Source organism: Streptomyces collinus Tu 365 (genome assembly GCF_000444875.1).
Taxonomy (GTDB): Bacteria; Actinomycetota; Actinomycetes; order Streptomycetales; family Streptomycetaceae; genus Streptomyces; species Streptomyces collinus_A.
In genome coordinates this window covers 1,325,477-1,349,230 of the sequence record NC_021985.1, presented here as the reverse complement: position 1 = coordinate 1,349,230, position 23,754 = coordinate 1,325,477, and the positions used below count along the sequence as shown (strand labels likewise).

Annotated in this window: 24 protein-coding genes; 14 read left to right on the top strand and 10 right to left on the bottom strand. The window is 73.7% G+C overall.

The window, feature by feature from the left end; translation table 11 throughout:
- Positions 1-192 precede the first annotated feature (192 nt).
- From B446_RS05495 to B446_RS05480, 4 genes are all read left to right on the top strand, one after another.
- Entirely contained in the window at positions 193-702 is a 510-nt protein-coding gene (locus tag B446_RS05495; RefSeq protein ID WP_020938424.1) for a flavin reductase family protein, read from the top strand.
- 218 nt (positions 703-920) lie between these two features.
- Positions 921-1,706 carry an electron transfer flavoprotein subunit beta/FixA family protein gene (locus tag B446_RS05490; RefSeq protein ID WP_020938423.1) on the top strand — a complete coding sequence of 262 codons (786 nt, stop codon included), beginning with the start codon at positions 921-923 and terminating at the stop codon, positions 1,704-1,706.
- Positions 1,707-1,760: 54 nt separating this feature from the next.
- Positions 1,761-2,723, top strand: coding sequence for an electron transfer flavoprotein subunit alpha/FixB family protein (locus tag B446_RS05485; protein WP_020938422.1), 963 nt, complete (start codon positions 1,761-1,763; stop codon positions 2,721-2,723).
- Positions 2,724-2,908: 185 nt separating this feature from the next.
- Entirely contained in the window at positions 2,909-4,207 is a 1,299-nt protein-coding gene (locus B446_RS05480; RefSeq protein ID WP_020938421.1) for a DUF6986 family protein, read from the top strand.
- A gap of 509 nt (positions 4,208-4,716) precedes the next feature.
- Here the strand turns inward: B446_RS05480 and B446_RS05475 are convergent.
- The gene (locus B446_RS05475; RefSeq protein ID WP_020938420.1) at positions 4,717-5,475 is read right to left on the bottom strand and encodes a hypothetical protein; all 759 of its coding nucleotides are present in this window, start codon (positions 5,473-5,475) and stop codon (positions 4,717-4,719) included.
- A gap of 7 nt (positions 5,476-5,482) precedes the next feature.
- Positions 5,483-6,532 (bottom strand): LacI family DNA-binding transcriptional regulator, encoded by a 1,050-nt coding sequence (locus tag B446_RS05470; protein ID WP_020938419.1) that lies wholly within the window; start codon positions 6,530-6,532, stop codon positions 5,483-5,485.
- A gap of 212 nt (positions 6,533-6,744) precedes the next feature.
- Between B446_RS05470 and B446_RS05465 the strand changes: the two genes are divergently transcribed.
- From B446_RS05465 to B446_RS05455, 3 genes are all read left to right on the top strand, one after another.
- Complete coding sequence (locus B446_RS05465; protein ID WP_020938418.1) at positions 6,745-7,698, top strand: ROK family protein; 954 nt, start codon at positions 6,745-6,747, stop codon at positions 7,696-7,698.
- 89 nt (positions 7,699-7,787) lie between these two features.
- Positions 7,788-7,979, top strand: coding sequence for a hypothetical protein (locus B446_RS05460; RefSeq protein WP_020938417.1), 192 nt, complete (start codon positions 7,788-7,790; stop codon positions 7,977-7,979).
- 136 nt (positions 7,980-8,115) lie between these two features.
- The gene (locus B446_RS05455; protein ID WP_020938416.1) at positions 8,116-9,171 is read left to right on the top strand and encodes an NUDIX hydrolase; all 1,056 of its coding nucleotides are present in this window, start codon (positions 8,116-8,118) and stop codon (positions 9,169-9,171) included.
- Positions 9,172-9,245: 74 nt separating this feature from the next.
- Here the strand turns inward: B446_RS05455 and B446_RS05450 are convergent, their stop codons facing one another.
- Both B446_RS05450 and B446_RS05445 read right to left on the bottom strand, forming a co-directional pair.
- Positions 9,246-9,962 (bottom strand): MBL fold metallo-hydrolase, encoded by a 717-nt coding sequence (locus tag B446_RS05450; protein WP_020938415.1) that lies wholly within the window; start codon positions 9,960-9,962, stop codon positions 9,246-9,248.
- Between the two features lie 62 nt (positions 9,963-10,024).
- Positions 10,025-11,380: a dipeptidase gene (locus B446_RS05445; RefSeq protein WP_020938414.1), complete on the bottom strand. Its 1,356-nt coding sequence runs from the start codon at positions 11,378-11,380 to the stop codon at positions 10,025-10,027.
- Positions 11,381-11,511: 131 nt separating this feature from the next.
- Here B446_RS05445 and B446_RS05440 point away from each other — a divergent pair, with 131 nt between their 5' ends.
- The gene (locus B446_RS05440) at positions 11,512-12,753 is read left to right on the top strand and encodes a geranylgeranyl reductase family protein (protein ID WP_020938413.1); all 1,242 of its coding nucleotides are present in this window, start codon (positions 11,512-11,514) and stop codon (positions 12,751-12,753) included.
- Here B446_RS05440 and B446_RS05435 read toward each other — a convergent pair.
- Complete coding sequence (locus B446_RS05435; protein WP_043477699.1) at positions 12,743-13,198, bottom strand: nitroreductase/quinone reductase family protein; 456 nt, start codon at positions 13,196-13,198, stop codon at positions 12,743-12,745. The two genes, B446_RS05440 and B446_RS05435, sit on opposite strands and share 11 nt — an antisense overlap.
- 146 nt (positions 13,199-13,344) lie before the next feature.
- On the opposite strand from B446_RS05435, the gene B446_RS05430 reads away from it, so the two are divergent.
- Positions 13,345-14,040: a TetR/AcrR family transcriptional regulator gene (locus B446_RS05430; protein ID WP_020938411.1), complete on the top strand. Its 696-nt coding sequence runs from the start codon at positions 13,345-13,347 to the stop codon at positions 14,038-14,040.
- Positions 14,041-14,073: 33 nt separating this feature from the next.
- Here B446_RS05430 and B446_RS05425 read toward each other — a convergent pair whose 3' ends face one another.
- Positions 14,074-15,108: a medium chain dehydrogenase/reductase family protein gene (locus B446_RS05425; RefSeq protein WP_020938410.1), complete on the bottom strand. Its 1,035-nt coding sequence runs from the start codon at positions 15,106-15,108 to the stop codon at positions 14,074-14,076.
- Between the two features lie 182 nt (positions 15,109-15,290).
- Here B446_RS05425 and B446_RS05420 point away from each other — a divergent pair, with 182 nt between their 5' ends.
- The 3 genes from B446_RS05420 to B446_RS05410 all read left to right on the top strand — a co-directional run bounded on the left by B446_RS05420 (position 15,291) and on the right by B446_RS05410 (position 18,016).
- The gene (locus tag B446_RS05420; RefSeq protein ID WP_020938409.1) at positions 15,291-15,995 is read left to right on the top strand and encodes a TetR/AcrR family transcriptional regulator; all 705 of its coding nucleotides are present in this window, start codon (positions 15,291-15,293) and stop codon (positions 15,993-15,995) included.
- A gap of 144 nt (positions 15,996-16,139) precedes the next feature.
- Positions 16,140-17,354: a sensor histidine kinase gene (locus tag B446_RS05415; RefSeq protein WP_020938408.1), complete on the top strand. Its 1,215-nt coding sequence runs from the start codon at positions 16,140-16,142 to the stop codon at positions 17,352-17,354.
- The gene (locus tag B446_RS05410) at positions 17,351-18,016 is read left to right on the top strand and encodes a response regulator transcription factor (RefSeq protein ID WP_020938407.1); all 666 of its coding nucleotides are present in this window, start codon (positions 17,351-17,353) and stop codon (positions 18,014-18,016) included. The genes B446_RS05415 and B446_RS05410 overlap by 4 nt, the downstream gene beginning before the upstream one ends.
- A 55-nt stretch (positions 18,017-18,071) precedes the next feature.
- Here the strand turns inward: B446_RS05410 and B446_RS05405 are convergent, their stop codons facing one another.
- A complete protein-coding gene (locus B446_RS05405; protein WP_020938406.1) occupies positions 18,072-19,589 on the bottom strand; it encodes an MFS transporter in 1,518 nt (505 codons plus the stop codon).
- Positions 19,590-19,674: 85 nt separating this feature from the next.
- Here B446_RS05405 and B446_RS05400 point away from each other — a divergent pair, with 85 nt between their 5' ends.
- A complete protein-coding gene (locus B446_RS05400; RefSeq protein WP_020938405.1) occupies positions 19,675-20,085 on the top strand; it encodes a MarR family winged helix-turn-helix transcriptional regulator in 411 nt (136 codons plus the stop codon).
- A gap of 20 nt (positions 20,086-20,105) precedes the next feature.
- Here the strand turns inward: B446_RS05400 and B446_RS05395 are convergent, their stop codons facing one another.
- The gene (locus tag B446_RS05395) at positions 20,106-20,846 is read right to left on the bottom strand and encodes a maleylpyruvate isomerase family mycothiol-dependent enzyme (RefSeq protein ID WP_020938404.1); all 741 of its coding nucleotides are present in this window, start codon (positions 20,844-20,846) and stop codon (positions 20,106-20,108) included.
- Between the two features lie 165 nt (positions 20,847-21,011).
- On the bottom strand, positions 21,012-22,184 hold the full coding sequence (locus tag B446_RS05390) for an MFS transporter (protein ID WP_020938403.1): 1,173 nt from the start codon (positions 22,182-22,184) through the stop codon (positions 21,012-21,014).
- A 360-nt stretch (positions 22,185-22,544) separates the two neighbouring features.
- Between B446_RS05390 and B446_RS05385 the strand changes: the two genes are divergently transcribed.
- Positions 22,545-22,955, top strand: a complete 411-nt coding sequence (locus B446_RS05385; RefSeq protein WP_020938402.1) for a luciferase family protein — start codon at positions 22,545-22,547, stop codon at positions 22,953-22,955.
- Here the strand turns inward: B446_RS05385 and B446_RS05380 are convergent.
- Positions 22,952-23,731: a DeoR/GlpR family DNA-binding transcription regulator gene (locus B446_RS05380; RefSeq protein ID WP_020938401.1), complete on the bottom strand. Its 780-nt coding sequence runs from the start codon at positions 23,729-23,731 to the stop codon at positions 22,952-22,954. The two genes, B446_RS05385 and B446_RS05380, sit on opposite strands and share 4 nt — an antisense overlap.
- Positions 23,732-23,754 lie beyond the last annotated feature (23 nt).

Genomic DNA, 23,754 nt, shown 5'->3' with positions numbered 1-23,754 from the left:
GGTGAGGCATCTCCCAGATACCGGAACGAACTTGACTGTACGTGCCCGCTATCGTCAGCCTGACCGTATGCCGACCGAACTCCTTCTCTTCGGGCGGGTCCACGTCGACCTGGCCCGCACCGCGAGCGCGCGCTGTCCGGGCTGTTGAGCAGTCACGGACCCGTGCCCCGCCCCTCGCAGAAGGACAACTCCATGACGGCCACACCCGATCTCGGCACCTACCAGCTCGCCTCCCCCGACCTCCTGCGCGCCACCTTCCGCCGGCACGCCGCCGGCGTCGCCGTGATCACCGCGGCCGGCGTCCGGGGCCCGGTCGGGTTCACCGCCACCTCGCTGACCTCCGTGTCGGCCGAGCCCCCGATCGTCTCGTTCGGCATCGGCGCCGGGGCGTCCAGCTGGCCCACCGTGGCCGAGACCGAACACGTCGGCATCCACATACTCGGCGAGCACCAGAGCGACCTGGCCGCCACCTTCGCCCGCAGCGGCGCCGACCGCTTCGGCGCTCCCACCGCCTGGCGCGAGGGCCCGAACGGCGTACCCGTCCTGGACGACGTGCAGGCCTGGCTGGTCTGCCGGATCACCGGCCGCGTCCCGGCCGGTGACCACCGCATCGTGCTCGCGCAGGTGGTGCTCGGCGACTCCACGGGCCCCGGGCGGCCCCTCCTCTACCACCAGGGCCGGTTCAACGGCCTGCGGGATTGATCACGCCCCCTCCCACCTGCGAAGTCGTCCGATTCCGGTTACGCTGCGTTGCGAAGGTCACAGTTCAAAGCGCTTGCTTAGCGGGCATGAACTGGGTGTACTGACGAGTAATATTTCGGTCGGAGCGCGCGGACGCCCCGACCGGGATCGGCCGCTTCAGGCGCCTATGCTGCCTGCAAGAGGCAGCCCGGAAATGACGATGCAGTAGGAGAGCCGGCGTGAGCTTGAGGATCGTTGTCACTGTGAAGTACGTGCCCGACGCCACTGGCGACCGGCACTTCGCCGATGACCTGACCGTCGACCGCGACGACGTGGACGGTCTGCTCTCCGAACTGGACGAGTACGCGGTCGAGCAGGCGCTGCAGATCGCGGAGGAGGCGGACGACGCCGAGGTCACCGTGCTGACCATCGGCCCCGAGGACGCCAAGGACGCGCTGCGCAAGGCGCTGTCCATGGGTGCCCACAAGGCCATCCACGTCGAGGACGACGACCTGCACGGTACCGACGCCATCGGCACCTCCCTGGTGCTGGCCAAGGCCATCGAGAAGGCCGGCTTCGACCTGGTCGTCTCCGGCATGGCCTCCACCGACGGCACCATGGGCGTCGTCCCGGCGCTGGTCGCCGAGCGTCTGGGCGTCCCGCAGGTGACCCTGCTCTCCGAGGTCTCCGTCGAGGACGGCACGGTCAAGGGCCGCCGCGACGGCGACGCCGCCTCGGAGCAGCTCGAGGCGCAGCTCCCGGCCCTCGTCTCCGTGACGGACCAGTCGGGCGAGGCCCGCTACCCGTCCTTCAAGGGCATCATGGCGGCCAAGAAGAAGCCGGTGGAGTCCTGGGACCTGTCCGACCTGGACATCGAGGCCGAGGAGGTCGGTCTCGACGGTGCGTTCACCAAGGTCGAGGCCGCGAACGAGCGTCCGGCCCGCACGGCCGGCACCATCGTCAAGGACGAGGGCGAGGGCGGCAAGCAGCTCGCTGAGTTCCTCGCGGGCCAGAAGTTCATCTAAGGGCCCGTTCCCGCTGACCGCCCCTCAACTTCGTTACGCAGGAGAGCAAATCCCATGGCTGAAGTCCTCGTCTACGTCGACCACGTGGACGGCGCCGTCCGCAAGCCCACCCTGGAGCTGCTGACCCTGGCCCGCCGCATCGGCGAGCCCGTCGCCGTCGCCCTCGGCAACGGCGCCGCCGACACCGCCGCCGTGCTCGGCGAGCACGGCGCGGTCAAGGTCCTCACCCACGACGCGTCCGAGTACGCCGACTACCTGGTCGTGCCGAAGGTGGACGCGCTGCAGGCCGCCTACGAGGCCGTCTCCCCGGCCGCCGTGCTGGTCCCGTCCTCCGCCGAGGGCAAGGAGGTCGCCGCCCGTCTGGCGCTGCGCATCGGCTCCGGCATCATCACCGACGCCGTCGACCTGGAGGCCGGTGACGAGAGTCCGGTGGCCACCCAGTCGGTGTTCGCCGCGTCCTTCACCACCAAGTCCCGTGTCATCAAGGGCACCCCGGTCATCACGGTCAAGCCGAACTCGGCCGCCGTCGAGGCCGCCCCGGCCGCCGGCGCGGTCGAGGCCCTGTCCGTGTCCTTCTCGGACAAGGCGACCGGCACCAAGGTCACCGGCCGCACCCCGCGCGAGTCGACGGGCCGCCCGGAGCTGACCGAGGCCGCGATCGTCGTCTCCGGTGGCCGTGGCGTCAACGGTGCCGAGAACTTCTCGATCATCGAGGCGCTCGCCGACTCCCTCGGCGCGGCCGTCGGCGCCTCGCGTGCCGCCGTCGACGCCGGCTGGTACCCGCACACCAACCAGGTCGGCCAGACCGGCAAGTCGGTCTCGCCGCAGCTGTACATCGCCAACGGCATCTCCGGCGCGATCCAGCACCGCGCCGGCATGCAGACCTCGAAGACGATCGTGGCCGTCAACAAGGACGCCGAGGCCCCGATCTTCGACCTGGTCGACTACGGCGTGGTCGGCGACCTCTTCGACGTCGTCCCGCAGCTGACCGAGGAGATCAAGTCCCGCAAGGGCTGATCCTCCTCCTGAGCGGTACGAGGCCCCTGTGACCGGCGCGGTCACAGGGGCCTCGGTGCATCCTGGAGACGTCCCGGCCGGTCCTCCCCGGCGCTCCTGAGGGTGTTGACCGGCGGGAACCACCCCGGATAACTTCATTCTACGGATTGTTGATTCCGTACAGCGGAAAACGTGGAGGGTGTGGAATGGGTCAGCAGGAGAAGGTGGCGACGAGCCTCGCGGGCGCCGTCAGCGAGGAGATCAGCGCCTCCCTCGCGCCGGTCGACGCGGAACTGGAGCGCCGCTACCCCGGAGACCCCGGCTCCCGCCAGCCCGTCCACACCGTGTACGTCCCCGGCGACGCCTTCGCCGCCGACACCATCCGGACCTGGGGCGACCGGGCGCTCGCGGCCCTCGACGAACACGCCCCGGACGCTGCCGCGTTCGCGGCCGTCCTCGGCCTCTCCGACGAACTCGCCGAGCCCGTCCACTCCCGCGTCCGCGCCAAGCTGGAGCGCGAGCCGATCGAGGACCTGCGCGTCGACTTCGAGGACGGCTACGGCCCCCGCCCGGACGCCGAGGAGGACGAGGCGGCCGCACGGGCGGCCCGGCTGATCGCCGAGGCGTACCGGGTCGGGACCGCCGCCCCCTACATGGGCATCCGGATGAAGTGCATGGAGGCGGCGGTCCGCGACCGGGGCATCCGCACCCTCGACGTCTTCCTCACCGGCCTGATCGAGGCGGGCGGCCTGCCCGACGGCCTCGTACTGACCCTGCCGAAGGTGACGTACGCCGAACAGGTCACGGCGTTCGCGCGGCTGCTGGAGGCGTTCGAGAAGGTCCACGGTCTGGAGCCGGGCCGGCTGGGCTTCGAGATCCAGATCGAGACCAGTCAGTCCATCCTGGCCACCGACGGCACCGCCACCGTCGCCCGTATGATCCAGGCCGCCGAAGGGCGTGCCACCGGCCTCCACTACGGCACCTTCGACTACAGCGCCTGCCTCGGCGTCTCCGCCGCCTACCAGGCAGGCGACCACCCTGCCGCGGACCACGCCAAGGCCGTCATGCAGGTCGCCGCGGCGGGCACCGGCGTCCGCGTCTCGGACGGCTCGACCAACGTCCTGCCGGTCGGCCCGACCGCCAAGGTCCACGACGCCTGGCGGCTGCACCACGGCCTCACCCGCCGCGCCCTGGCCCGCGCCTACTACCAGGGCTGGGACATGCACCCCGGCCACCTCCCCACCCGCTACGCCGCCGTCTTCGCCTTCTACCGCGAGGGCTTCGAGCAGGCCGCGGCCCGGCTCGCCCGCTACGCCAACCGCACCGGCGGCGACGTCATGGACGAGCCCGCCACCGCCAAGGCCCTCAGCGGCTACCTGCTGCGCGGCCTGGACTGCGGCGCCCTCGACATCGCCGAGGTCGCCCGCCTCACCGGCCTGACCCGCACCGACCTGGAGGGCTACGCGGCCCCCCGACGCGGCGACCTGACGGTCTCGGGCAAGTAGGGGCGTTCTCCCTCCCGGGGGCTTCACGGGGAGGTCGCGCTCGGCCGGGTGCTCCCGGATCGGTGATGGCCCGGTGGCCGTCCTCGGGCTAGTTGCCCCTCAAGGCGCCGACACCTGCCCGGGCCGGGTGTCCGGGCGGGCCGGCTCCGGCGGGCCGGGCTGCGCGGGGGCCGGTGCGGCCGCCGGGCGGCCGACACCCGCCCCTTCCATGGTCCTCGGCGGCCGACCGGAGGCTCCCTCGGGCCGCCGGCTGGGGGCGGTCACGCCAGGCGCGTCATCCCCGGGCGACGGACTACCGGGCCGGGGTCGGGGCTCGAGCTGCGGGAGGCTTGTCCGGGCGCCTTGTCGGCAACGCCGTGGCGGCCACGGCCCTGCCGGCTCCGCGGTGCCGGCTGCCCGGGGGCCGGGTGTGCGGGATGCGCGGCCGGCCCGTTCCTCCCGGCGGCACGGCCGGCGGGGTCCGACGGACTCCAGGGCTGCCTGCCTGCGGCGGGGACCGGAACGCCGGGCTACTGCGGGGGCGACCCGGTGACGTACGGTTCGAGGCCGGACCTCGTCACCCACTGGTGCTCGGCGAACAGGCGGGCGGCCCGGGCGCGCAGTGCCGCGTCCCCGCGGGCCCGCGCGCTGAACTCCTCCGGTGTGCCCCCGAGCAGCTCCCGCAACGCGGCCGACGTCCCCAGGAGCTCGGTGAGGAGCGTGTGCTGGTCGCCGGGGTGGCGGCGCCGTGCGCGGGTGCCGTCGCGCAGCACCCCGTGCCGGTTGACGTACACGTGCGCGCCGGGCAGCACCCGGCCGTCCGGCAGCTCGACGCGCACGTCCGGCGCGGGCAGCCAGGCACGGCGGAAGTTCCCGTCGGGTAGCGGCACGCCCTCGCTCGCGTCGATCACCGTCAGCTGCGGCGCGTCCAGCCAGATGACGAACAACTCGCGGGCCGCGCCGGGGTCCTTGACCGGCGAGGCCGAGACGTAACCCGCGCGGCTGACGTGGGCCGAGACGCCCACCTCGATCCCGCGCACGCGGGCCCGCACCATCGGCACCGGGGCGCCGATCCCGGACTCCGTCATCTTGTGCCGGAGCTGGGCGGGACTGGCGTTGGACCCGACCGTGAGCACCGGCACCCGGTCGTCGTACACCAGGCGCTCCAGCGGGAGCATGCGGTCGCCGTGCAGCAGCCCGGACTCGGCGGGCCAGGCGCCCGGATAGAGCAGCGGATGCTCGAGCGGCGCCTCGGCGAGGCCCAGCTCCTCCAGCGTGTGGCCGGTCATGGACGGCTCAGCAGGCCGGCGGCAGCTCGCCGGAACCGCGGGTGATCAGGCGGGTCGGCAGCTCGATGCGCTCCGGCGCCACGAGGCTGCCGTCCAGCTGGCGGAAGAGCCGCTCGGCAGCGGTCCGGCCCAGCGCCGCCGCGTCCTGGGCGACGACCGTCACGCCCGGCTGGAGCAGATCGGCCAGCTCGATGTCGTCGAAGCCCACCAGGGCGACCGGACGGGAGTGCCCGGCGAGAACCCGGATCACGGTGACCGTCACCCGGTTGTTGCCCGTGAAGATCGCCGTGACCGGAGCGGGGCCGGACAGCATCTCCTCGGCCGCCCGGCGCACCCGCTCGGGGTCCGTCGCGCCGAGGGACATCCACCGCTCCTCGACCGCTATCCCGGCGTCCTCCATCGCGGCCCGGTAGCCGCGCAGCCGCTCGGCGGCGGTGTGGATGCGCGGCATGTCGCCGATGAAACCGACCCGGCGGTGCCCGTGCGCGATCAGGTGGGCCACGCCGTCGCGGGCGCCGCCGTGGTTGTCGGACAGGACGACGTCGGCGTCGATCTTCCCGGCGGGGCGGTCCACGAACACGGTGGCCACGCCCGCCCGGATCTCCGGCTCCAGGTAACGGTGGTCGTCCCCGGCCGGGATCACCACCAGACCGTCGACCCGCCGCGCGCACAGGGCCAGCGCCAGCTCCTGCTCACGGTCCGGGTCCTCGGCGCTCGACCCGTTGATCAGCAGGGCGCCGTGGGCGCGGGCCACCTCCTCGACCGCGCGGCTCAGCGGCCCGTAGAAGGGGTCCGCCAGATCTTCGAGGACCAGGCCGATGCTGGCCGTACGGCCCTTGCGCAGCACCCGCGCGCTGTCGTTGCGGCGGAAGCCCAGCGCGTCGATCGCCTCCTGGACGCGGCGCTCGGTGTCCGGGGTGACCCCGGGCTCGCCGTTGACCACGCGGGACACCGTCTTCAGGCCCACCCCCGCCCGGGCCGCCACGTCCTTCATGGTCGGGCGGTTGCCGTAACGGGTCCCGGTGAGCTGTGCTGCGCGGCGGGTGGTCTCGGGCACGATGCGCTGTCCTGTCCTGTCGTCCGTTTAGTCCACTAGGGGGTGCGGCGATCCATCAGGTTGTATGAGGATGTGGCGTCGAGCATAGAGCCTGGACAACGTTGTCAGATGCGCGAGAGACTGTCCACCGCTGTCTCCGGCCCGCGCCCCCACCGCTCGACCGGCCTGCTCATCTTCTGTTTCTCAAGGTTCGACGGGGAGAACTGACTCTGATGCACACCGACCTAGTGGCGGCCCTGGACATCGGCGGCACCAAGATCGCCGGCGCGCTGGTGGACGCGCACGGACGGATCGAGGCCCGCGCGCAGCGTGCGACGCCCGCGCGCCAGGACGGCGAAACGGTCATGCGGGCCGTCGAAGGGGTGCTCGGCGACCTCGTCGGATCGCCCCTGTGGGGACGCGCCGGTTCGGTCGGCATCGGCAGCGCGGGCCCGGTGGACGCCTCCGCGGGCACCGTCAGCCCCGTCAACGTGCCGGGCTGGCGCGACTTCCCGCTGGTCGAGCGGGTCCGCGCGGCCACCGGCGGCCTGCCGGTCGAACTGATCGGCGACGGCGTCGCCATCACCGCGGCCGAGCACTGGCAGGGCGCCGCCCGCGGCCACGACAACGCGCTGTGCATGGTGGTCTCGACGGGTGTCGGCGGCGGTCTCGTCCTCGGCGGCCGGCTGCACCCCGGCCCGACCGGCAACGCCGGGCACATCGGTCACATCAGCGTCGACCTCGACGGCGACCCGTGCCCGTGCGGTGCGCGCGGCTGCGTCGAGCGCATCGCCAGTGGCCCCAACATCGCCCGCCGCGCGCTGGAGCGCGGCTGGCGGCCGGGCCCGGACGGGGACACGTCCGCGGCGGCGGTGGCGGCGGCCGCCCGCACGGGCGACCCGGTCGCCGTGGCCTCCTTCGAGCGGGCCGCACAGGCCCTGGCCGCCGGGATCGCCGCCACGGCGACCCTGGTGGAGATCGACATCGCCGTGATCGGCGGCGGGGTGGGCAAGGCCGGCGACATCCTCCTCACCCCGCTGCGCAAGGCCCTCGCCGACTACGCGACCCTTTCCTTCGTGCAGCGGCTGACGGTGGTGCCCGCACAGATGGGCACGGACGCGGGGCTGGTCGGCGCCGCCGCCGCCGCGCTGGCCCGCACGGCCGACGCGACCACGGCCGGAGTCTGAGGGGCCGGCCGGGGGCTCGCGTGTGCGCCGGTGGGGCCGAATCGTGGTGCCGTGCGTGACTCCGGGGCGGTTGCGCAGTTGAACCGGGCATGAAGAAGCGCAGCATGCTCGCCCTCGCCACCCTCGCCACCGGATTCGTCGTGGCGGCCGTCACCCCGTCCCACGCCGCGGACAGGGGCCCCCTGCAGGACCTCAACGTCTCCGGCACCATCGACAACGTCGACCACCTGGTCAGCCAGGACAGCTTCGCCGTGGACGAGAACGCGCTCGGGCAGGAGTAGCCCCGGCCGGCCGTGCCGGTGTCCCCGCCGCCCCGGGGGCACCGGCACGGCCGTGTGGGCGCCCTCAACTGGACGTGGTTTCCGTGGCAGGGTGGAGCGGGCAAGCCACAGGGGGCCAACAGAAGAGGGGGAGTCCGTGACCGTCGTCTGGATCAACGGCGCGTTCGGTGCGGGGAAGACAACCACCGCACGGGAACTGATCGAACTGATCCCGAACAGCACGCTCTTCGACCCCGAGGTCATCGGTGGAGCGCTCTCGCACCTGTTGCCGCCCAAGCGCCTCGCCGAGGCCGGCGACTTCCAGGACCTGCCGATCTGGCGCAGGCTGGTGATCGACACGGCGGCCGCGATGCTCGCCGAGCTGGGCGGAACCCTCGTCGTCCCCATGACCCTGCTCCGCCAGGAGTACCGCGACGAGATCTTCGGCGGTCTCGCCGCCCGCCGCATCCCCGTACGACATGTGCTGCTCGCCCCGGCTGAAACGATCCTGCGCGCACGGATAGCCGGGCGGGAGATCCCGCCCGACATGCCGGACGGCGACATGCGGGTCCGGCAGTGGGCGTACGACCGGATCGAGCCCTACCGGGCCGCCCTGGCCTCCTGGCTCACCGCCGACGCCCATCTGATCGACACCAGCGCGCTCAGCCCGTACGAGACCGCCGCCAGGGTCGCCGAGGCCGTGGGCAGCGGCGCCGTCCCGCCGTGCGACATCGTGCAGACGCCCGAGCCCACCGCCGAGACGCTGGCCGCCGGGGTGCTCCTCTTCGACGAGCAGGACCGGGTCCTGCTCGTGGACCCCACCTACAAGCCCGGCTGGGAGTTCCCCGGCGGCGTGGTCGAGCGCGGCGAGGCACCCGCCCGCGCCGGTGTGCGCGAGGTCGCCGAGGAGACCGGCATACGCCTGAGCGAGGTGCCCCGGCTGCTCGTCGTGGACTGGGAGCGGCCGGTGCCCCCCGGCTTCGGCGGACTGCGCCTGCTCTTCGACGGCGGCCGGCTGGACTCGACGGAGGCCGCCCGGGTGCTGCTGCCGGGTCCCGAGCTGCGGCAGTGGCGGTTCGCGAGCGAGCGGGAGGCGGCCGACATGCTGCCGCCGGTCCGCTACGAACGCCTGCGCTGGGCCCTCAGAGCCCGCGAGCGCGGCGCGGCGCTCTACCTGGAGGCCGGCATACCGGTCACGGGCCGGCCGGCCTGACCGGGCGGGGGACGAGGGACGGGAGCAGGGGCGGCGGGCCCGCCGCCTCCCGTGTTCCGCCGGAACCCGCGTCCTCACCCGGCGGCCGGGTGGCGGGCCGCCGCCCGGCGCAGTGCCGCCGACGCTCCGCCGAGCACCGGCTCCCCGTGGCCGAAGCACGCCACGTCCGGGTCCAGGGCGGCCAGCCGGTGGAAGCCGGTCAGCAGCCGGGGCCGGTCGAGGTTGAACACGCCCGGGATCACCGCCCCGTCGACCGGTGAGGCGGCCACCGTGTCACCCGTGAACAGCACGCCCTCGGCGGGCAGGAACAGGGCGATGCTGCCGTCCGTGTGCCCGGGGACGTGCACCACCCGGGCGCCGCCGCCGAAGTCCAGCAGGTCACCGTCGGACACCGCCGTGACAACCGGCGGGCGGACCGGCTCGCCGGCGGGAAGGTGTGCGGCGGCGGCCGCGTGGAGGGGCAGTTCCCAGTCCTCGAACCGCGGGGGCGGGCCCGGGTGTTCACCCCGCACGAACGGCGCGTCCAGCCGGTGGGCCAGCACCTCGGCGCCGCTGAGCGCGGCGAACTCGCCCGCTCCGCCCGCGTGGTCCTCGTGGAAGTGGGTCAGCACGATCCGCCGTACGTCACGGGGTGCGCGGCCCAGCGCCGTGAGCGCGTCGGCGATCGCCCGCCCCGCACCGACGGCGCCCGCGTCGATCAGGGTCGACTCCCCGCCGTCGTGCCAGAGGTAGGCCTGGCCGACGGCGAAGCGCAGCAGGTGGAGGCGGGGGAGCAGTTCGACGACGTCCATACGCCGACGCTAGGCGGCGCCCCCGCCCGGGGGCGAGGGCGCTCTGCCGAGGGCAGAAGGGGTCAGCCCGCCGCGTAGTTGCGCAGGAACAGCGCCTCGGCGACCGACAGCCGCTCCAGCTCCTGCGGGGACACGCTCTCGTTGACCGCGTGGATCTGCGCCTCCGGCTCGCTGAGGCCGATCAGCAGGATCTCCGCCTGCGGGTAGAGGCCGGCGAGGGTGTTGCACAGCGGGATGGAGCCGCCCTGACCGGCGTACTGCATGGTCTCGCCGGGGTAGGCGACGGCCATCGCGTCGGCCATGGCCTGGTAGGCGGGGCTCGAGGTGTCGGCGCGGAACGCCTGGCCCTGGCCGATCTGCTCGGTGCTCACCCGGGCGCCCCACGGGGTGTGCGCCTCGATGTGGGCCTGCAGCAGCTTGGTGGCCTCGGCCGCGTCCACGCCCGGCGGGACCCGCAGGCTGATCAGGGCGCGGGCGCCCGCCTGGACGGACGGGGTGGCACCCACGACCGGCGGGCAGTCGATGCCGAGCACGGTGACGGCCGGCCGGGCCCAGATGCGGTCGGCCACCGAGCCGTCGCCGATCAGGCCCACACCCTCCAGCACCTTGGCGTCCTTGCGGAACTGCTCCTCGGTGTACTCCAGACCCTCCCACCGCGCGCCGGCGTCCAGGCCGTCGACCGTGGTCGAGCCGTCCTCGGCGCGCAGCGAGTCCAGGATCCGGACCAGCGCGGCCAGGGCGTCCGGGGCGGCACCGCCGAACTGGCCCGAGTGCAGGTTGCCGCCGAGGGTGTCGACCTGGACCCGGAGAAGCGTCATGCCGCGCAGGGTCGTGGTCACCGTCGGCAGGCCCACGCGGAAGTTGCCCGCGTCGCCGATCACGATGGTGTCGGCCGTCAGCAGCTCGGGGTGCTGCTCGGCGTACCGCTCCAGACCGCCGGTGCCCTGCTCCTCCGAGCCCTCGACGATCACCTTCACATGGACGGGCACGCCGCCGTCGGCCTTCAGCGCGCGCAGCGCGAGCAGGTGCATGATCAGGCCGCCCTTGCAGTCGGCGGTCCCGCGGCCGTACCAGCGGCCGTTCCGCTCGGTCAGCTCGAACGGCGGAGTGGTCCAGCCGGCCTCGTCGAGCGGCGGCTGGACGTCGTAGTGCGCGTAGAGCAGAACCGTTTTGGCGCCCTCCGGGCCCGGCAGGTACCCGTACACCGACTGCGTGCCGTCGGGGGTGTCGAGGAGGGCCACGTCCACGAAGCCCTCGGCGCGCAGGGCGCCGGCGATCCAGTTCGCCGCGCCCTCGCTCTCGCTCTTCGGGAACTGCGCGAAATCCGCCACCGACTTGAAGGCGACCAGTTCGGTCAGCTCCGTCTTCGCCCGGGGCAGCAGCGAGGCGACGGTCTCGGCGACCGGATTCGACGACATGGGCACGCTCCTCGTAGGTGCGACGTTGTACAGCTGAGTACACCGATCCTCCCACAGTGGCCTGCGGCGATCGTCGCCGTAGGATGCGGGGGACAGGTGCGGCAGCGGCTTGATCGGAGCAGTAGACCATCGTGAGCGGCGAGAACTCTTCGGCGGACGACGTGCAGCGGGTGTGGGACGTCGTCGTGGTGGGCGCGGGACCCGCGGGGGCCTCGGCGGCCTACGCGGCGGCGGTCGCGGGGCGACGCGTGCTGTTGCTGGAGAAAGCCGAGTTGCCCCGCTACAAAACGTGCGGCGGCGGCATCATCGGCCCCTCGCGCGACGCGCTGCCCCCCGGGTTCGAGCTGCCCTTCCAGGACCGCGTGCACGCGGTCACCTTCTCCCACAACGGGCGCTTCACGCGCACCCGGCGCTCCAGGCAGATGCTGTTCGGACTGATCAACCGGCCCGAGTTCGACCAGCAACTGGTCGAGCACGCCCAGAAGGCGGGCGCCGAACTGCGCACGGGCGTCACCGTGCAGCGCGTCGAGCAGCACGGCGCCGCGGTGCCGGACCGGCGCACGGTCGCCGTGGTGCTCCAGGGTGGCGAGACGGTGCTGGCCCGCGCGGTCGTCGGCGCCGACGGCAGCGCCAGCCGGATAGGGGCGCACGTCGGCGTGAAGCTGGACCAGGTCGACCTCGGCCTCGAGGCGGAGATCCCGGTCCCGGCGACGGTCGCCGAGGACTGGAAGGGGCGGGTGCTCATCGACTGGGGCCCGATGCCCGGCAGTTACGGCTGGGTGTTCCCCAAGGGCGACACCCTCACGGTCGGCGTGATCTCGGCCCGTGGCGAAGGCGCCGCGACCAAGCGGTACTTGGAGGACTTCGTCGCGCGGCTGGGCCTCTCGGGCTTCGAGCCGAGCATCTCCTCGGGGCATCTGACCCGCTGCCGCGCCGACGACTCGCCGCTGTCCCGCGGCCGGGTGCTGGTCTGCGGCGACGCGGCCGGGCTGCTGGAGCCGTGGACCCGAGAGGGCATCTCCTTCGCGCTGCGCTCGGGCCGGCTGGCCGGGGAGTGGGCCGTGCGGATCTCCGAGGCGCACGACGCGGTCGACGCCCGGCGCCAGGCCCTGAACTACGCGTTCGCCATCAAGGCGGGACTCGGCGTGGAGATGAGCGTCGGCAAGCGCATGCTGGCCGCGTTCGAACGGCGCCCCGGCCTCTTCCACGCGGCCCTCACCGGCTTCCGCCCGGCCTGGCGGGCGTTCCGTGACATCACGCGCGGCTCGACCTCCCTGGGCGAGCTGATCCGGTCGCACCCCCTCGCTCAGCGCGCCCTGACCGCCTTCGACCGCACCCCGGCCGCCCCCGCGGAGGAGCCGGTCACTTCGTGACGGTGATCCGGAACACCGGGTGGTCGGCGGCCACCGCGAGGATCTCCTCGTCCGTGGAATCGGCCGTGACGCCCGCGAAGTACTGCTTGACCTGCCAGCCCCACTTCTCCAGGTAGGTCCGCAGGACCGGGAGCTTCTCCTCGTCGGGAAGCTCCACCGCGGTGAAGGCGCGTACCTTGCGGCCCACGCGCAGCTCCCCGCCGTGGGCGACCCGCATGTTGCGCACCCACTGCGAGTAGCCGCGGGCGGAGACGAGGTACTGACCGTCCTGGTAGGTGTGCGGGTTGACCGGGACGCGCTGCATCTTGCCGCTCTTGCGGCCGCGCACGGACAGCTCGGCGTTCCCCGCGAGGCTGAGCCCGTGCCGGGCGAGCCAGCCGACCATGCCGTTCATCCGGACGGTCAGCGGGCTGCTCTCGACGTAGAACGGCGCGGACGACGACATGGTGACCCCCACAGTTCGGGAGAGCGGTGCTCTCGCTCGACCTCAGTGTGGGGCAGGTGGGCACTCCAGGGCAAGAGCACTGCTCTCTTTTTGGTTCGGCGCTCCGATTTGTGTGCACTGCTCTGCGTGCGTGGCACACTGCTGCCATGAGCACCGCACAGGGCGCCCGCGCGCGAGCCAGGACCGAAGTCACGGCGGCCATCAAGGACGCGGCGCGCCGCCAACTCGCCGCGGAGGGTGCCGCCAAGCTCTCGCTGCGGGCCGTCGCCCGTGAGCTGGGCATGGTCTCCTCGGCGGTCTACCGCTACTTCCCGAGCCGCGACGACCTGCTGACCGCGCTGATCATCGACGCCTACGACTCCCTCGGCGAGGCGGCGGAGGCGGCCCACGCGAAGGCGGGGCAGGGGGCCGACCCCGTGCGGCGCTGGACGGCCGTCTGCGAGGCGGTGCGCTGCTGGGGGCTCGGCCATCCGCACGAGTACGCCCTGATCTACGGCTCCCCGGTGCCCGGGTACGCCGCCCCCCAGGCCACCGTGCCGGCCGCCGCCCGGGTCGGTCTGCTCCTCATCGGCATCGTCCGCGACGCCCACCAGGGGCCGGGACTCGCCGCCCTGCCGCTGCCCGCCGAACTGCGCCCCGAGGGTGAGCGCATGGCGGCCGACCTGGCCCCCGACCTGCCGCCGGAGGCGGCGGTGGCCCTGGTGGCGGCCTGGGCCGAGCTGTTCGGGCTGGTCGGATTCGAGCTGTTCGGGCAGTTCCACCGGGTGGTCGAGGACCGGGAGACCTTCTTCCGGCACGCGGCCGTCCGGCTCGCCGGCAGCGTGGGCCTGGCCAGGCCCTGAGGCCCGGCGTCCGGGCCCGCCGGCCGGCCTCGTCTACGCCTCCGGGACCAGGACGACCTTCCCGGCCACCGTGCCCGACTCGGCCAGCCGCATCGCCTCCGCCACCTCGGTGAGCGGCAGCCGGGCCGCGATCCGCGCGGTCACCTCGCCGCGCCCCAGCGCCTGGAACACCTCGGTCAGGTCGGCGCGCAGCCGGGAACGGAAGCGGTCCTTGCTCAGCGCGCGCCCCGCCCACACGTTGAAGAAGTACGCGTGGCGGCCGTTGGGCAGCGCGTTCCACCACCACACCCGGCCGAGGATCTTCAGTACCGGCCACTGCTTGGAGCCCGTGTCGTCCCGGGTGAGGGCGGTGCCGTAGGCGACGAGGGTCCCGCCGGGCGCGAGCAGCCGCCACGAGTCGGTCACGCTGCGCCCGCCGAGGTGGTCGAAGACCGCGTCCACTCCACCCGGTGCCAGCTCCCGGACCAGGGCCGGGACGTCCTGCCTGTAGTCGACGGGGAGCACGCCCATGGCGCGCAGCGTCTCGTGGTGGCGCGTGGACGCCGTGCCGATCACCTTCAGGCCGGCCGCGCGGGCGAGCTGCACCAGCACCGTACCGACCCCGCCGTTCGCGCCGTGGACGAGGATCGTCCCGCCGTCGCGTACCCGGGCCTTGCGGTGCAGCATCTGCCAGGCGGTGATCCCGTTGACGACCAGCGTCTCCGCCTCCGCCGCGTCGGTGCCGTCCGGCACCGGGACCGCGTCGGCCGCGTCGAGCAGCACGTGGCTGGCCCAGCCGCCGACCTTGACCAGGGCCGCGATCCGCCGGCCCACGAGGCCGGGCGCGACGCCGGTGCCCGCCGTGAGCACCGTGCCGACCAGGTCGTAGCCGGGCACGAAGGGGAACGGCGGCTGGTCGTAGTACCGGCCGCGGCGCATCTGCTGCTCGGCGAAGGACACGCCGGTGGCCTCGACGCGGACCACGATCTGCCCGGGGCCCGGCGTGGGAACGGCCCGGTGGCGCAGTTCCAGGCCCTCCGGCTCGACCGTGCCCGGCAGTACGACCTCCAGCAGTTCCTTGCCGTCCATCACGACCTCCAGGTCGGGGTGAGAGTTGTGAGTAAGAGCCGGTCGCTTGCGTTAGAAGCTATAACTAAAATGACCCTCCTTTCCGAATGTGTCAAGGTGTCAGGCTGGCGTTCGTTATGGGCTCTCTCGCCAGTGATAGGTTGAAACCCCAGGCGACCCCGAAGACCAGGAGCGTGAGAGCCATGGCGGCAGGCGCGGCAAGTCCCCGGGAGCGGTACCGCAGCCAGGTGCGGGCCGAGATCAAGGCGCGGGCCTGGGAGCAGATCGCCACGGCCGGGGCGTCGGGGCTGTCCCTGAACGCCATCGCCAAGGAACTGGGGATGAGCGGTCCCGCCCTGTACCGGTACTTCGGCGGACGGGACGACCTGATCACCGAGCTGGTCAGGGACGCCTACCGCAGCCTGGCCGACACCTTCGCCGCCGCGGCCGACGCGGGCTCGGGGCTGTCCGGCCTCGCCCGGGCCATGCGCCGCTGGGCCCTGGAGGACCCCCAGCGCTACTTCCTCGTCTACGGCACCCCGGTCCCCGGCTACCGGGCCCCCGACGACACCACCGCGACCGCCCGCGAGATCATGGCGACCCTCCTCGACGTGTGCGCGGCCGAGGACCCGGTGGGGGCGGCGGGTGACGTGGGAACGGACGCGGCGGACACGACCAAGGAGGGCGCGCCCGCGCAGGCGGAAGCGCTGGAGGCCCATCTCGCGGACCACCGCCACTGGGCGGGCGACCACCCGGCCCCGCCGCACGTCCTGCGCCGCGCCCTGGCCTACTGGACCCGCCTGCACGGCGTCCTCTCCCTCGAACTCGCCGGTCACTTCACCGGCATGGGCTTCGACCCCGAGGTGCTGTTCACCGCCGAGGCCGAGGGGCTGAAGGGCAGGGGCTGACCGCCAGGGACGCCCCGGGCCGACGGTGTGGACGGGGACAGGTGCCGACCCGCGCGGGCGGGCGGCCGTACTCCCCGGGGAGTACCCGTGATCACCTCGCCCGGCTGACGTCCGCGCGCGTCGGCGGCGGCTAGCGTGGCGGGCATGGAAGAGCAGCGCGGCACCACGGACCGGTGGCGGCACGGGCCGCCGTGGTGGCCGCGCCCCGACGACCCGGAGCCGGCCACGGCCCGCACGCCCTGGCGGTCCACCGCGCTGATCACCGTGTTCGTGCTCGCCGGCGCCACCTTCGCCGCGCACGCGCAGCCGCACCGCGAGCCGCTCGACGTGTACGCGCGCGTGCTGCTGCTCGCCGGCGCGGTCCTGCTGCTGTGGCGCCACCGTCACCCGGTGGCCGTCGTCTTCGGCACGGCGACGCTCGCGCTGGTCTACCTGGCCGCCGGCTATCCCTACGGTCCGGTCCTGCTGCCCGTCGTGGTCGCCTGCTTCCGCGCGGTCGTCGCGGGCCACCGGCGGGCCGCCTGGACGGCGCTCGGCCTGCTCTGGGCGGGGCACGCGCTCGTGGCACTCCGGCTCTACCGTGTGCTGCCACCGCCGGGCGACAAGGCCGCGACCGTGGGCCAGGAGATCGTGGTCACCACCTGGGTGCTGGCCGTCGTGGCGGTCTGCGAACTGGCCCGGGTGCGCCGCGAGCAGTGGGCCCGGGAGCGCGCCGACCGGGCCGAGGCCGCCCGGCGCCGCGCGGACGAGGAACGGCTGCGGATCGCCCGCGAGCTGCACGACGTACTCGCGCACAGCATCTCCGTCATCAACGTCCAGGCGGGCGCGGGTCTCGCCCTGCTCGACAGCGACCCCGAGCAGGCGCGCACGGCGCTCACCACCATCAAGGCCGCCAGCAAGGAGGCGCTCGGCGAGGTGCGCCAGGTCCTCGACACCCTGCGCGCCCCCGGTGCCGCGCCGCGCGCCCCCGCCCCCGGCCTCGACCGGCTGCCGGAACTGGTCGAACAGGCAGCTGCCGCCGGCCTCATCGTCGACGTCCGGGGCGAACCCCCGCACCTGTCGCCCGGTGCCGACCTGGCGGCCTTCCGTATCGTGCAGGAGGCCCTGACCAACGTCGTCCGGCACTCGGGATCACGGCACGCGCGCGTGCGGTTCGCAGACGACGGCGCCCTGCTGCGGCTACGGGTCGACGACGACGGACCCGCGACCGGCACCGCCGCGGGCGGCAGCGGCAACGGGCTGGCCGGCATGCGGGAGCGGGCGGCCGCGCTGGGTGGCACCATCGAGGCGGGCCCGCGCCCCGACGGCGGCTTCCGGGTGCTCGCCGTACTGCCCGCGCACCCCGGGGAGGACCAGTGATCCGGGTACTGCTCGCCGACGACCAGTCGCTCGTGCGGGCCGGGTTCGGGGCGCTGCTCGACGCGCAGCCGGACATCGAGGTGGCGGGGGAGGCGGCGGACGGCGAGGAGGCCGTGCGCCTGGTGCGCGAACAGCGGCCCGACGTCGTCCTGATGGACATCCGCATGCCGCGCCTCGACGGCCTGGCCGCGACCCGGCGCATCACCGGGGATGCCGGGCTGGGCGACGTGAGGGTGGTCATGCTGACCACCTTCGAACTCGACGAGTACGTCTTCGAGGCGATCCGCGCGGGCGCCTCGGGGTTCCTGGTGAAGGACACCGAGCCCGACGAACTCCTGCGTGCCGTACGGGCGGTGGTCGCGGGCGACGCGCTGCTGTCCCCGGGCGTCACCCGCCGTCTCATCGCCGAGTTCGCGGCCCGTTCCAAGGAACCGGCCGCCGCCGACGCGCTCGCGCTGCTCACCGAGCGCGAGCGCGAGGTGATGGCCCTGGTCGGCATCGGGCTGTCCAACGAGGAGATCGCCCGCCGCCTGGTGGTCAGCCCCCTCACCGCCAAGACCCACGTGAGCCGCACCATGGTCAAGCTGGGCGCCCGGGACCGCGCCCAACTCGTCGTCCTCGCCTACGAGTCCGGGCTGGTGCGGCCGGGCTGGCTGGGCTGACCCGGAGGACCCCGGCCGGGAGGACCCCGGCCGGGGTGGCGGGAAGCCGGCGGAGCTAGTCGCGAACGGCCACGCGCTCCGCCTCCGCCTCCGCCTCGGTCGACGCCGACGCCGACGCCTCCACGGTGGACCGGGCGACCACGACGGACGGGCGGGGGCGCCGGTCCCGCAGGCCGGTGAGGGTGATCAGCAGACCGGCCACCGCGACGCCCGTGACGACCATGAAGCCCGGCCGGTAGCTGTCGAGGACGGCGTGCGCGGTGGGGTGCGCCGGGGCGGCCGCGGTCACCACGGCGGTCACGACGGCCAGGAAGACCGCCCCGCCCACCTGCACCGAGGTGTTGAGCAGACCCGAGACCATGCCCTGCTCGTGGTCCTCGACCCCGTTGGTGGCCTGGATGTTGAGCGAGGGGAAGACCAGGGCGCAGGCCGCGCCGATCAGCAGCATCGACGGCAGGATCACGGCCGCGTACACCGGGTCCAGGTCGATCCGCAGGAACAGCGCGTACCCGGCGACCATCAGTGCGAAGCCGGCCGCGATCAGCCGCGGGGTGCCGAACCGGTCGACGACCGCGCCGACCTTCGTCGAGGACACCGCGACGAGCGCGCCCGCCGGCAGGAAGGCCAGTGCCGTGTGCAGCGCCGACCAGCCCAGCAGGGACTGCATGTACAGGGTCGTCAGGAACTGGAAGCCGACGTAGGAGCCGAAGAAGGCCACCGCTCCGAGCTGGGCGCGAACCTGGCTGCCCGAGCGCAGCACGCCGAGCCGGATCAGCGGGCTCGGCGAGCGCCGCTCGACCAGGACGAAGGCGGTGAGCAGGACGGCGACGGCGAGGAACGACCCCAGTGTCCGGGCCGAGGCCCAGCCGGCCCCGGGCGCCTGGACGACGGTGAAGACCAGCAGCAGCATCGACGCGGTGCCGAGGACGGCACCCGGCACGTCGTAGCCGGCGTGGTTCTCCTCCCGTGCGCTGCGCGGCAGCAGCCTGAGGCCCGCGGCGAGGGCGCCGAGCGCGATGGGTGCGGGCAGCAGCATGGTGAGGCGCCAGCTGGCCTCGGTGAGCAGCCCGGACAGGACCAGGCCCATGGAGAAGCCGGTGGCGGCGCAGGTGGTGTAGATGGAGAGGGCGCGGTTGCGCAGCGGGCCCTCCGGGAACGTCGTGGTGATGATGGACAGGCCGGCGGGCGCGGTGAAGGCGGCGCTCAGGCCCTTCACGAAGCGGCTGGCGATCAGCAGCGGCCCGGAGTCCACGAGCCCGCCGAGCAGCGAGGCGAGCGCGAAGACGCCGAGCGCCACCAGGAACACCTGGCGCCGGCCCAGCAGGTCGGCGGTGCGGCCGCCGAGCAGGAGCAGTCCGCCGTATCCCAGGATGTAGCCGCTGACGATCCATTGCAGCGTCGAGGTGGACAGGTGGAGGTCGGTGCCGATGGACGGCAGCGCGACGCCGACCATCGAGACGTCGAGCGCGTCCAGGAACATCGCGGCGCACAGCACCAGCAGCGTGCCCCACAGCCGGGGGGTCCAGCGGACCGCCGGGGACGGGGTCGCGGGGATGGTGAGCGGAGAGGTCATGGCAAAGAGACTACATGCGCATGCATTCAATGCAAATGCATTTAATGTCGATGCAATGAAACTTGTTCTCTGCTACGGTGCGCGCATGGCGGCGAACACGCCCGAGCGGGCGCTCGTGGAGCAGTGGCGGGACATCCTGTCCCTGCACGCCCGCACCCAGTGCGAGCTGGACCGCGCGCTGCACGGGCACGGCCTGTGCGCCAGCGACTTCGAGGTCCTGGACCTGCTCTCCGAAGGGGCGGCGGCGGACGGCGGCTGCGCCTACCGCGTGCAGGAGATCTCGGAACGGGTGCACCTCAGCCAGAGCGCGCTCTCCCGCCTCATCGGCCGCCTGGAGAAGGACGGCCTCGTGGAGCGTGCCATGTGCCCCGAGGACCGGCGCGGGGTCCGCGTCGCCCTCACGGCCAAGGGGCGCGCGCTGCACGGTGAGGTGCGGCCCGTGCAGCGCGCGGTGCTGACCAGGATGCTCGCCGAGGCCGGTCCTGCCGACGGCTGAGCCGATGGGGGCGGCGGGTCTCAGATCCCGGAGGTCTCCCGCCACAGCGTCGCCAGCGAACGGTCGCCCGTCACGCTCGGCACGGCCTCCCGGTTCCACAGCGCCAGGTACAACCGCTCGGCGGGGCCGATGAGTTCGGCCTTGGCGTCGCCCGCCGCGTCCCGCGAGGCCACCGGCGGTTCGGTGGAGAGCCGTACGGTCCACACGGCGTCCGCGCCCGCGTCCACCGCCCGCACCCGGAGCACCCGCGGCCGCTCGGTGCGCACCCGGCTCCTGGGGCGGGCGTGGAAGCCGCGCAGCAGTTCGTCGATCCCGTCGGCCGCGAAGCCGGCGTCGATCGGGGACGCCGTGCCGCCCCGGGCGCTCTCCGCGTCGTAACGGTGGACGGCCGTCTCGTGCGCCTGCCGCCGCGTCCAGAACGCCAGCGGCGAGGGGCAGGGCGCCGGATGGAAGGTCCAGCACTCCAGGTCGGCCGGCGCGCCGGCCAGGGTGTCGACCAGCAGCCGGTGACTGTCCCGGTACCAGGCCACCAGCCCGGCGCCGTCCAGGTCCGGGCCGTCACCGAGCGGCCGGGGAGCGGTGTGTCCGTCGGCGACCAGCGCGGCGGCCCACCGGTGCACCGCACCGGTGTGCCGCAACAGGTCCGCGACCTGCCACTCGGGGCAGGTGGGCACCTTGGCGTCGGTACCGGCCTCGGCGGCGGCCGCGGCCAGCAGGCGACCCTCCCGGTCCAGGGTCGTGAGGAATTCGGCAGTCTCCATGGAGGTGAGTGTGCCGGACGGCGGGGCCCGGCGGTGCGGGTCCGCCCGACCGGTTTCCGTCGAACCGCCGCCGCTTCCCCCGCTGTTCGCGGTGTCACGCGCCGCCCGATGCTGTGGCCCCGGAGGCGCGGCGTTCCGGTGGTGTGACCCCGGAGGTGCGGCGCCTCAGGGGCTCATGCTCATCACCCGGCGGGTCATCAGCCCCCCGACCGCCGCGGCGATCGCGGCCAGTACGGCGACGCTGAGCAGGGCCGTGGGGAGGGAGGACCAGTCGGCCATGAAGCCGATCGCGGGTGGTCCGAGGAGCATGCCGCCGTAGCCGAGCGTGGAGGCGACGGCGACGCCGGACGGGCCGGCCAGTGCGCCCGCGCGCTCCACGGCCACGGGGAACAGGTTCGCCAGTCCCAGACCGGTGACCGCGAAGCCGAGCAGTGCCGCCCACAGGGCGGGGGCGAGCGAGGCGAGCAGCATGCCGGTCGCCGCGGTGGTGCCGCCGGCTATCACGGTCCGGGTCCGCCCGAGGAGTTCCAGCAGCCGCGTCCCGCTCAGCCGGCCGACGGTCATGGCGAGCGCGAAGCACGCGTAGCCGGCCGCCGCCGTCGCGGGCGACGCCGCCAGGTCCTGCTTGAGGTGGAGGGCGCCCCAGTCGGCCATCGCACCCTCGCCGTAGGCGGTGCACAGGGCGATCAGGCCGAGGACGAGGACCGGGCCGCGGACCCGGTCGCCGGGGTGCCGGCCGCCGGCCGGTTCGGGGTGGGCGCGGCCGGGTGGGGGCGGCGGCTCGTGCCGGAGCAGGGCGCGTCCCGCGACCAGGGTGACCAGCAGGCCGGTGAGGGTCAGGCCGAGCAGGTGGCGGGTGGGGGAGAGGGTGCCGGCGAGGAGTCCGCCGAGGCCCGCGCCGACCATCCCGCCCAGGCTGAACGCCGCGTGGAAGGTGGGCATCACCGGCCGGCCGAGCGCGGCGACCAGATCGACGGCGGCACTGTTGAAGGCCACGTTGATGCCCCCGTAGGCCGCGCCGAACACCAGGAGGACGGTGCCGAGGGCCAGGGCGGAGTGGGTGAGCGGGGGCAGGGCGACGCCGAGCGAGAGCAGCACCGCGCAGACGACTGTCACCAGGTGGCTGCCGAAGCGGCGGCACAGCCGTCCGGTGAGCGTCATCGTCACGACCGCCCCGGCCGAGACACCGAGGAGCGCGAGGCCGAGTGAGCCCACGGAGGCGTGGGTCTGGTGCTTGATGTCGGGGATACGGACGACCCACCCCGCGAAGACGAAGCCGTCCAGGGCGAAGAAGGCGGTGATCGCCACGCGCAGCGCGGTGAGGTCGGGGCCCGGCACGACGCTGTGCGTTCGGGTTTTGTTTATTTGCGGCACAAAATCAGGCTAGGTGTGGGCGCCGGGCTCCGGCAAGAGGGGCCCCGACGGCCGGGTCGCGGGTGCCGGTGAGCGATCGTTCGCCTCTGTCACGCGTACGGCTGTTCCTCGGGCGGAGTCCCGTAGGCGGGAAGCGCCCCGAAGTACTCCCGACCAGCGGACACTTCGCGGTGAGCGCCTGGTCGCGGTCGGTCAACGGGGTTCGCGCAGGGGCCGGTTCGGGGGCCGGCATGCCGTGATCCGGACGATCCGCCGTCGGAAACAGGTCGGTTAATGCTTGCGCACGCGCTGGTTGCGGAGGGGTGAGCAGGTCATGATGGGCCCATGACGTTGGCCTCGCGCGCACTTGCGCAACTGGCGACCTGGCCGGACCTGAGACAGTCCGTCCCGAGCTGCGGCCTGGGGCAGGCCGTGCGCTCGGCCCAGGGCGAGATCGCCCACTTCCATTCGGACCGTGACGTCGACCTCCTGCTGACCGACCGGGCCGTCCGGCGGTTCACCAAGGACTTCAAGGGTTCGGGTGCCATCAGGGTCGTCCCCGGCTCGCCCTGGGTGACCCTCCGCCTCGACGCCGCGAGCGACGTCGATCTCCTGCTGACCCTGGTCAGCGTGGCACTCCAGGCACGGCAGTCCTGGCCCGACCCGGTCGGCCGGGCGGTGTCCGGCTGCAACGACCAGCGCGGGGCGGGGTTCGTGAAGGCGGACCACGGGGACCACTTCCGCGACAGGCCCTAGACGGCGAGGACCCGGACCCCCGCCTCCTCGAAGTCGCGCACGGTGTCCTCGTCCGCCGCCGCGTCGGTGACCAGCGTGTCCACCGCTTCCGTCGCGCAGATGCGGGCGAACGCCCGCCGGCTCAGCTTGCTGGAGTCGGCGGCCACGACCACCCGCGCGGCGCGCTCGCACAGCAGCCGGTTGATCGCGGCCTCCGCCTCGTCGTGCGCCGCCGCGCCGTGCGTGACGTCGAACGCGACCACGCCGAGGACGGCGACGTCCAGGGTGATCTGGCCGAGCACGCCGTCCGCGAGCGGACCGATCAGCTCGTAGGACTGCGGACGGGCGACCCCGCCGGTCACCACGATCTTGAACTGGGGCCGCACCGCCAGCTCGTTGGCGATGTTGAGCGCGTTCGTCACCACGGTCAGCGCGGGCGAGCCGGAGCCGAGGTCGCCGCGCACGGCCAGCGCGCGGGCCACCTCCGTGGTGGTGGTGCCGCCGGTCAGCCCGACCGCCTCGCCGGGTGTCACGAGGTCCGCCACCGCCTTGGCGATCCGCTGCTTCTCCGAGGCGCGGCGGGCCGTCTTGTAGCGCAGGGGCAGCTCGTACGACACCCCGTGCACCACGGCCCCGCCCCGGGTGCGCACCAGCATCTGCTGCTCGGCGAGCTGGTCGAAGTCGCGGCGGATCGTCGCCGCCGACACACCCAGCCCGGCCGCCGCCTCCTCGACCTCCAGCCGCCCGCGCTCGACGAGCAGTTCGAGCAGCGCCTTCCAGCGGGCGTCCCGGGACATCCGCAGCCTCCGTTCTCCGTCCT

What these genes read in the sequence shown, in the direction of transcription:
- B446_RS05385 (WP_020938402.1), top strand. Translation starts at nt 22,545, where the DNA reads ATGACGTTGGCCTCGCGCGCACTTGCGCAACTGGCGACCTGGCCGGAC.
- B446_RS05405 (WP_020938406.1), bottom strand. Translation starts at nt 19,589, where the DNA reads ATGACCTCTCCGCTCACCATCCCCGCGACCCCGTCCCCGGCGGTCCGC.
- B446_RS05460 (WP_020938417.1), top strand. Translation starts at nt 7,788, where the DNA reads ATGAAGAAGCGCAGCATGCTCGCCCTCGCCACCCTCGCCACCGGATTC.
- B446_RS05420 (WP_020938409.1), top strand. Translation starts at nt 15,291, where the DNA reads ATGGCGGCAGGCGCGGCAAGTCCCCGGGAGCGGTACCGCAGCCAGGTG.
- B446_RS05415 (WP_020938408.1), top strand. Translation starts at nt 16,140, where the DNA reads ATGGAAGAGCAGCGCGGCACCACGGACCGGTGGCGGCACGGGCCGCCG.
- B446_RS05395 (WP_020938404.1), bottom strand. Translation starts at nt 20,846, where the DNA reads ATGGAGACTGCCGAATTCCTCACGACCCTGGACCGGGAGGGTCGCCTG.
- B446_RS05400 (WP_020938405.1), top strand. Translation starts at nt 19,675, where the DNA reads ATGGCGGCGAACACGCCCGAGCGGGCGCTCGTGGAGCAGTGGCGGGAC.
- B446_RS05425 (WP_020938410.1), bottom strand. Translation starts at nt 15,108, where the DNA reads ATGGACGGCAAGGAACTGCTGGAGGTCGTACTGCCGGGCACGGTCGAG.
- B446_RS05380 (WP_020938401.1), bottom strand. Translation starts at nt 23,731, where the DNA reads ATGTCCCGGGACGCCCGCTGGAAGGCGCTGCTCGAACTGCTCGTCGAG.
- B446_RS05435 (WP_043477699.1), bottom strand. Translation starts at nt 13,198, where the DNA reads ATGTCGTCGTCCGCGCCGTTCTACGTCGAGAGCAGCCCGCTGACCGTC.
- B446_RS05450 (WP_020938415.1), bottom strand. Translation starts at nt 9,962, where the DNA reads ATGGACGTCGTCGAACTGCTCCCCCGCCTCCACCTGCTGCGCTTCGCC.
- B446_RS05485 (WP_020938422.1), top strand. Translation starts at nt 1,761, where the DNA reads ATGGCTGAAGTCCTCGTCTACGTCGACCACGTGGACGGCGCCGTCCGC.
- B446_RS05430 (WP_020938411.1), top strand. Translation starts at nt 13,345, where the DNA reads ATGAGCACCGCACAGGGCGCCCGCGCGCGAGCCAGGACCGAAGTCACG.
- B446_RS05475 (WP_020938420.1), bottom strand. Translation starts at nt 5,475, where the DNA reads ATGACCGGCCACACGCTGGAGGAGCTGGGCCTCGCCGAGGCGCCGCTC.
- B446_RS05465 (WP_020938418.1), top strand. Translation starts at nt 6,745, where the DNA reads ATGCACACCGACCTAGTGGCGGCCCTGGACATCGGCGGCACCAAGATC.
- B446_RS05495 (WP_020938424.1), top strand. Translation starts at nt 193, where the DNA reads ATGACGGCCACACCCGATCTCGGCACCTACCAGCTCGCCTCCCCCGAC.
- B446_RS05480 (WP_020938421.1), top strand. Translation starts at nt 2,909, where the DNA reads ATGGGTCAGCAGGAGAAGGTGGCGACGAGCCTCGCGGGCGCCGTCAGC.
- B446_RS05445 (WP_020938414.1), bottom strand. Translation starts at nt 11,380, where the DNA reads ATGTCGTCGAATCCGGTCGCCGAGACCGTCGCCTCGCTGCTGCCCCGG.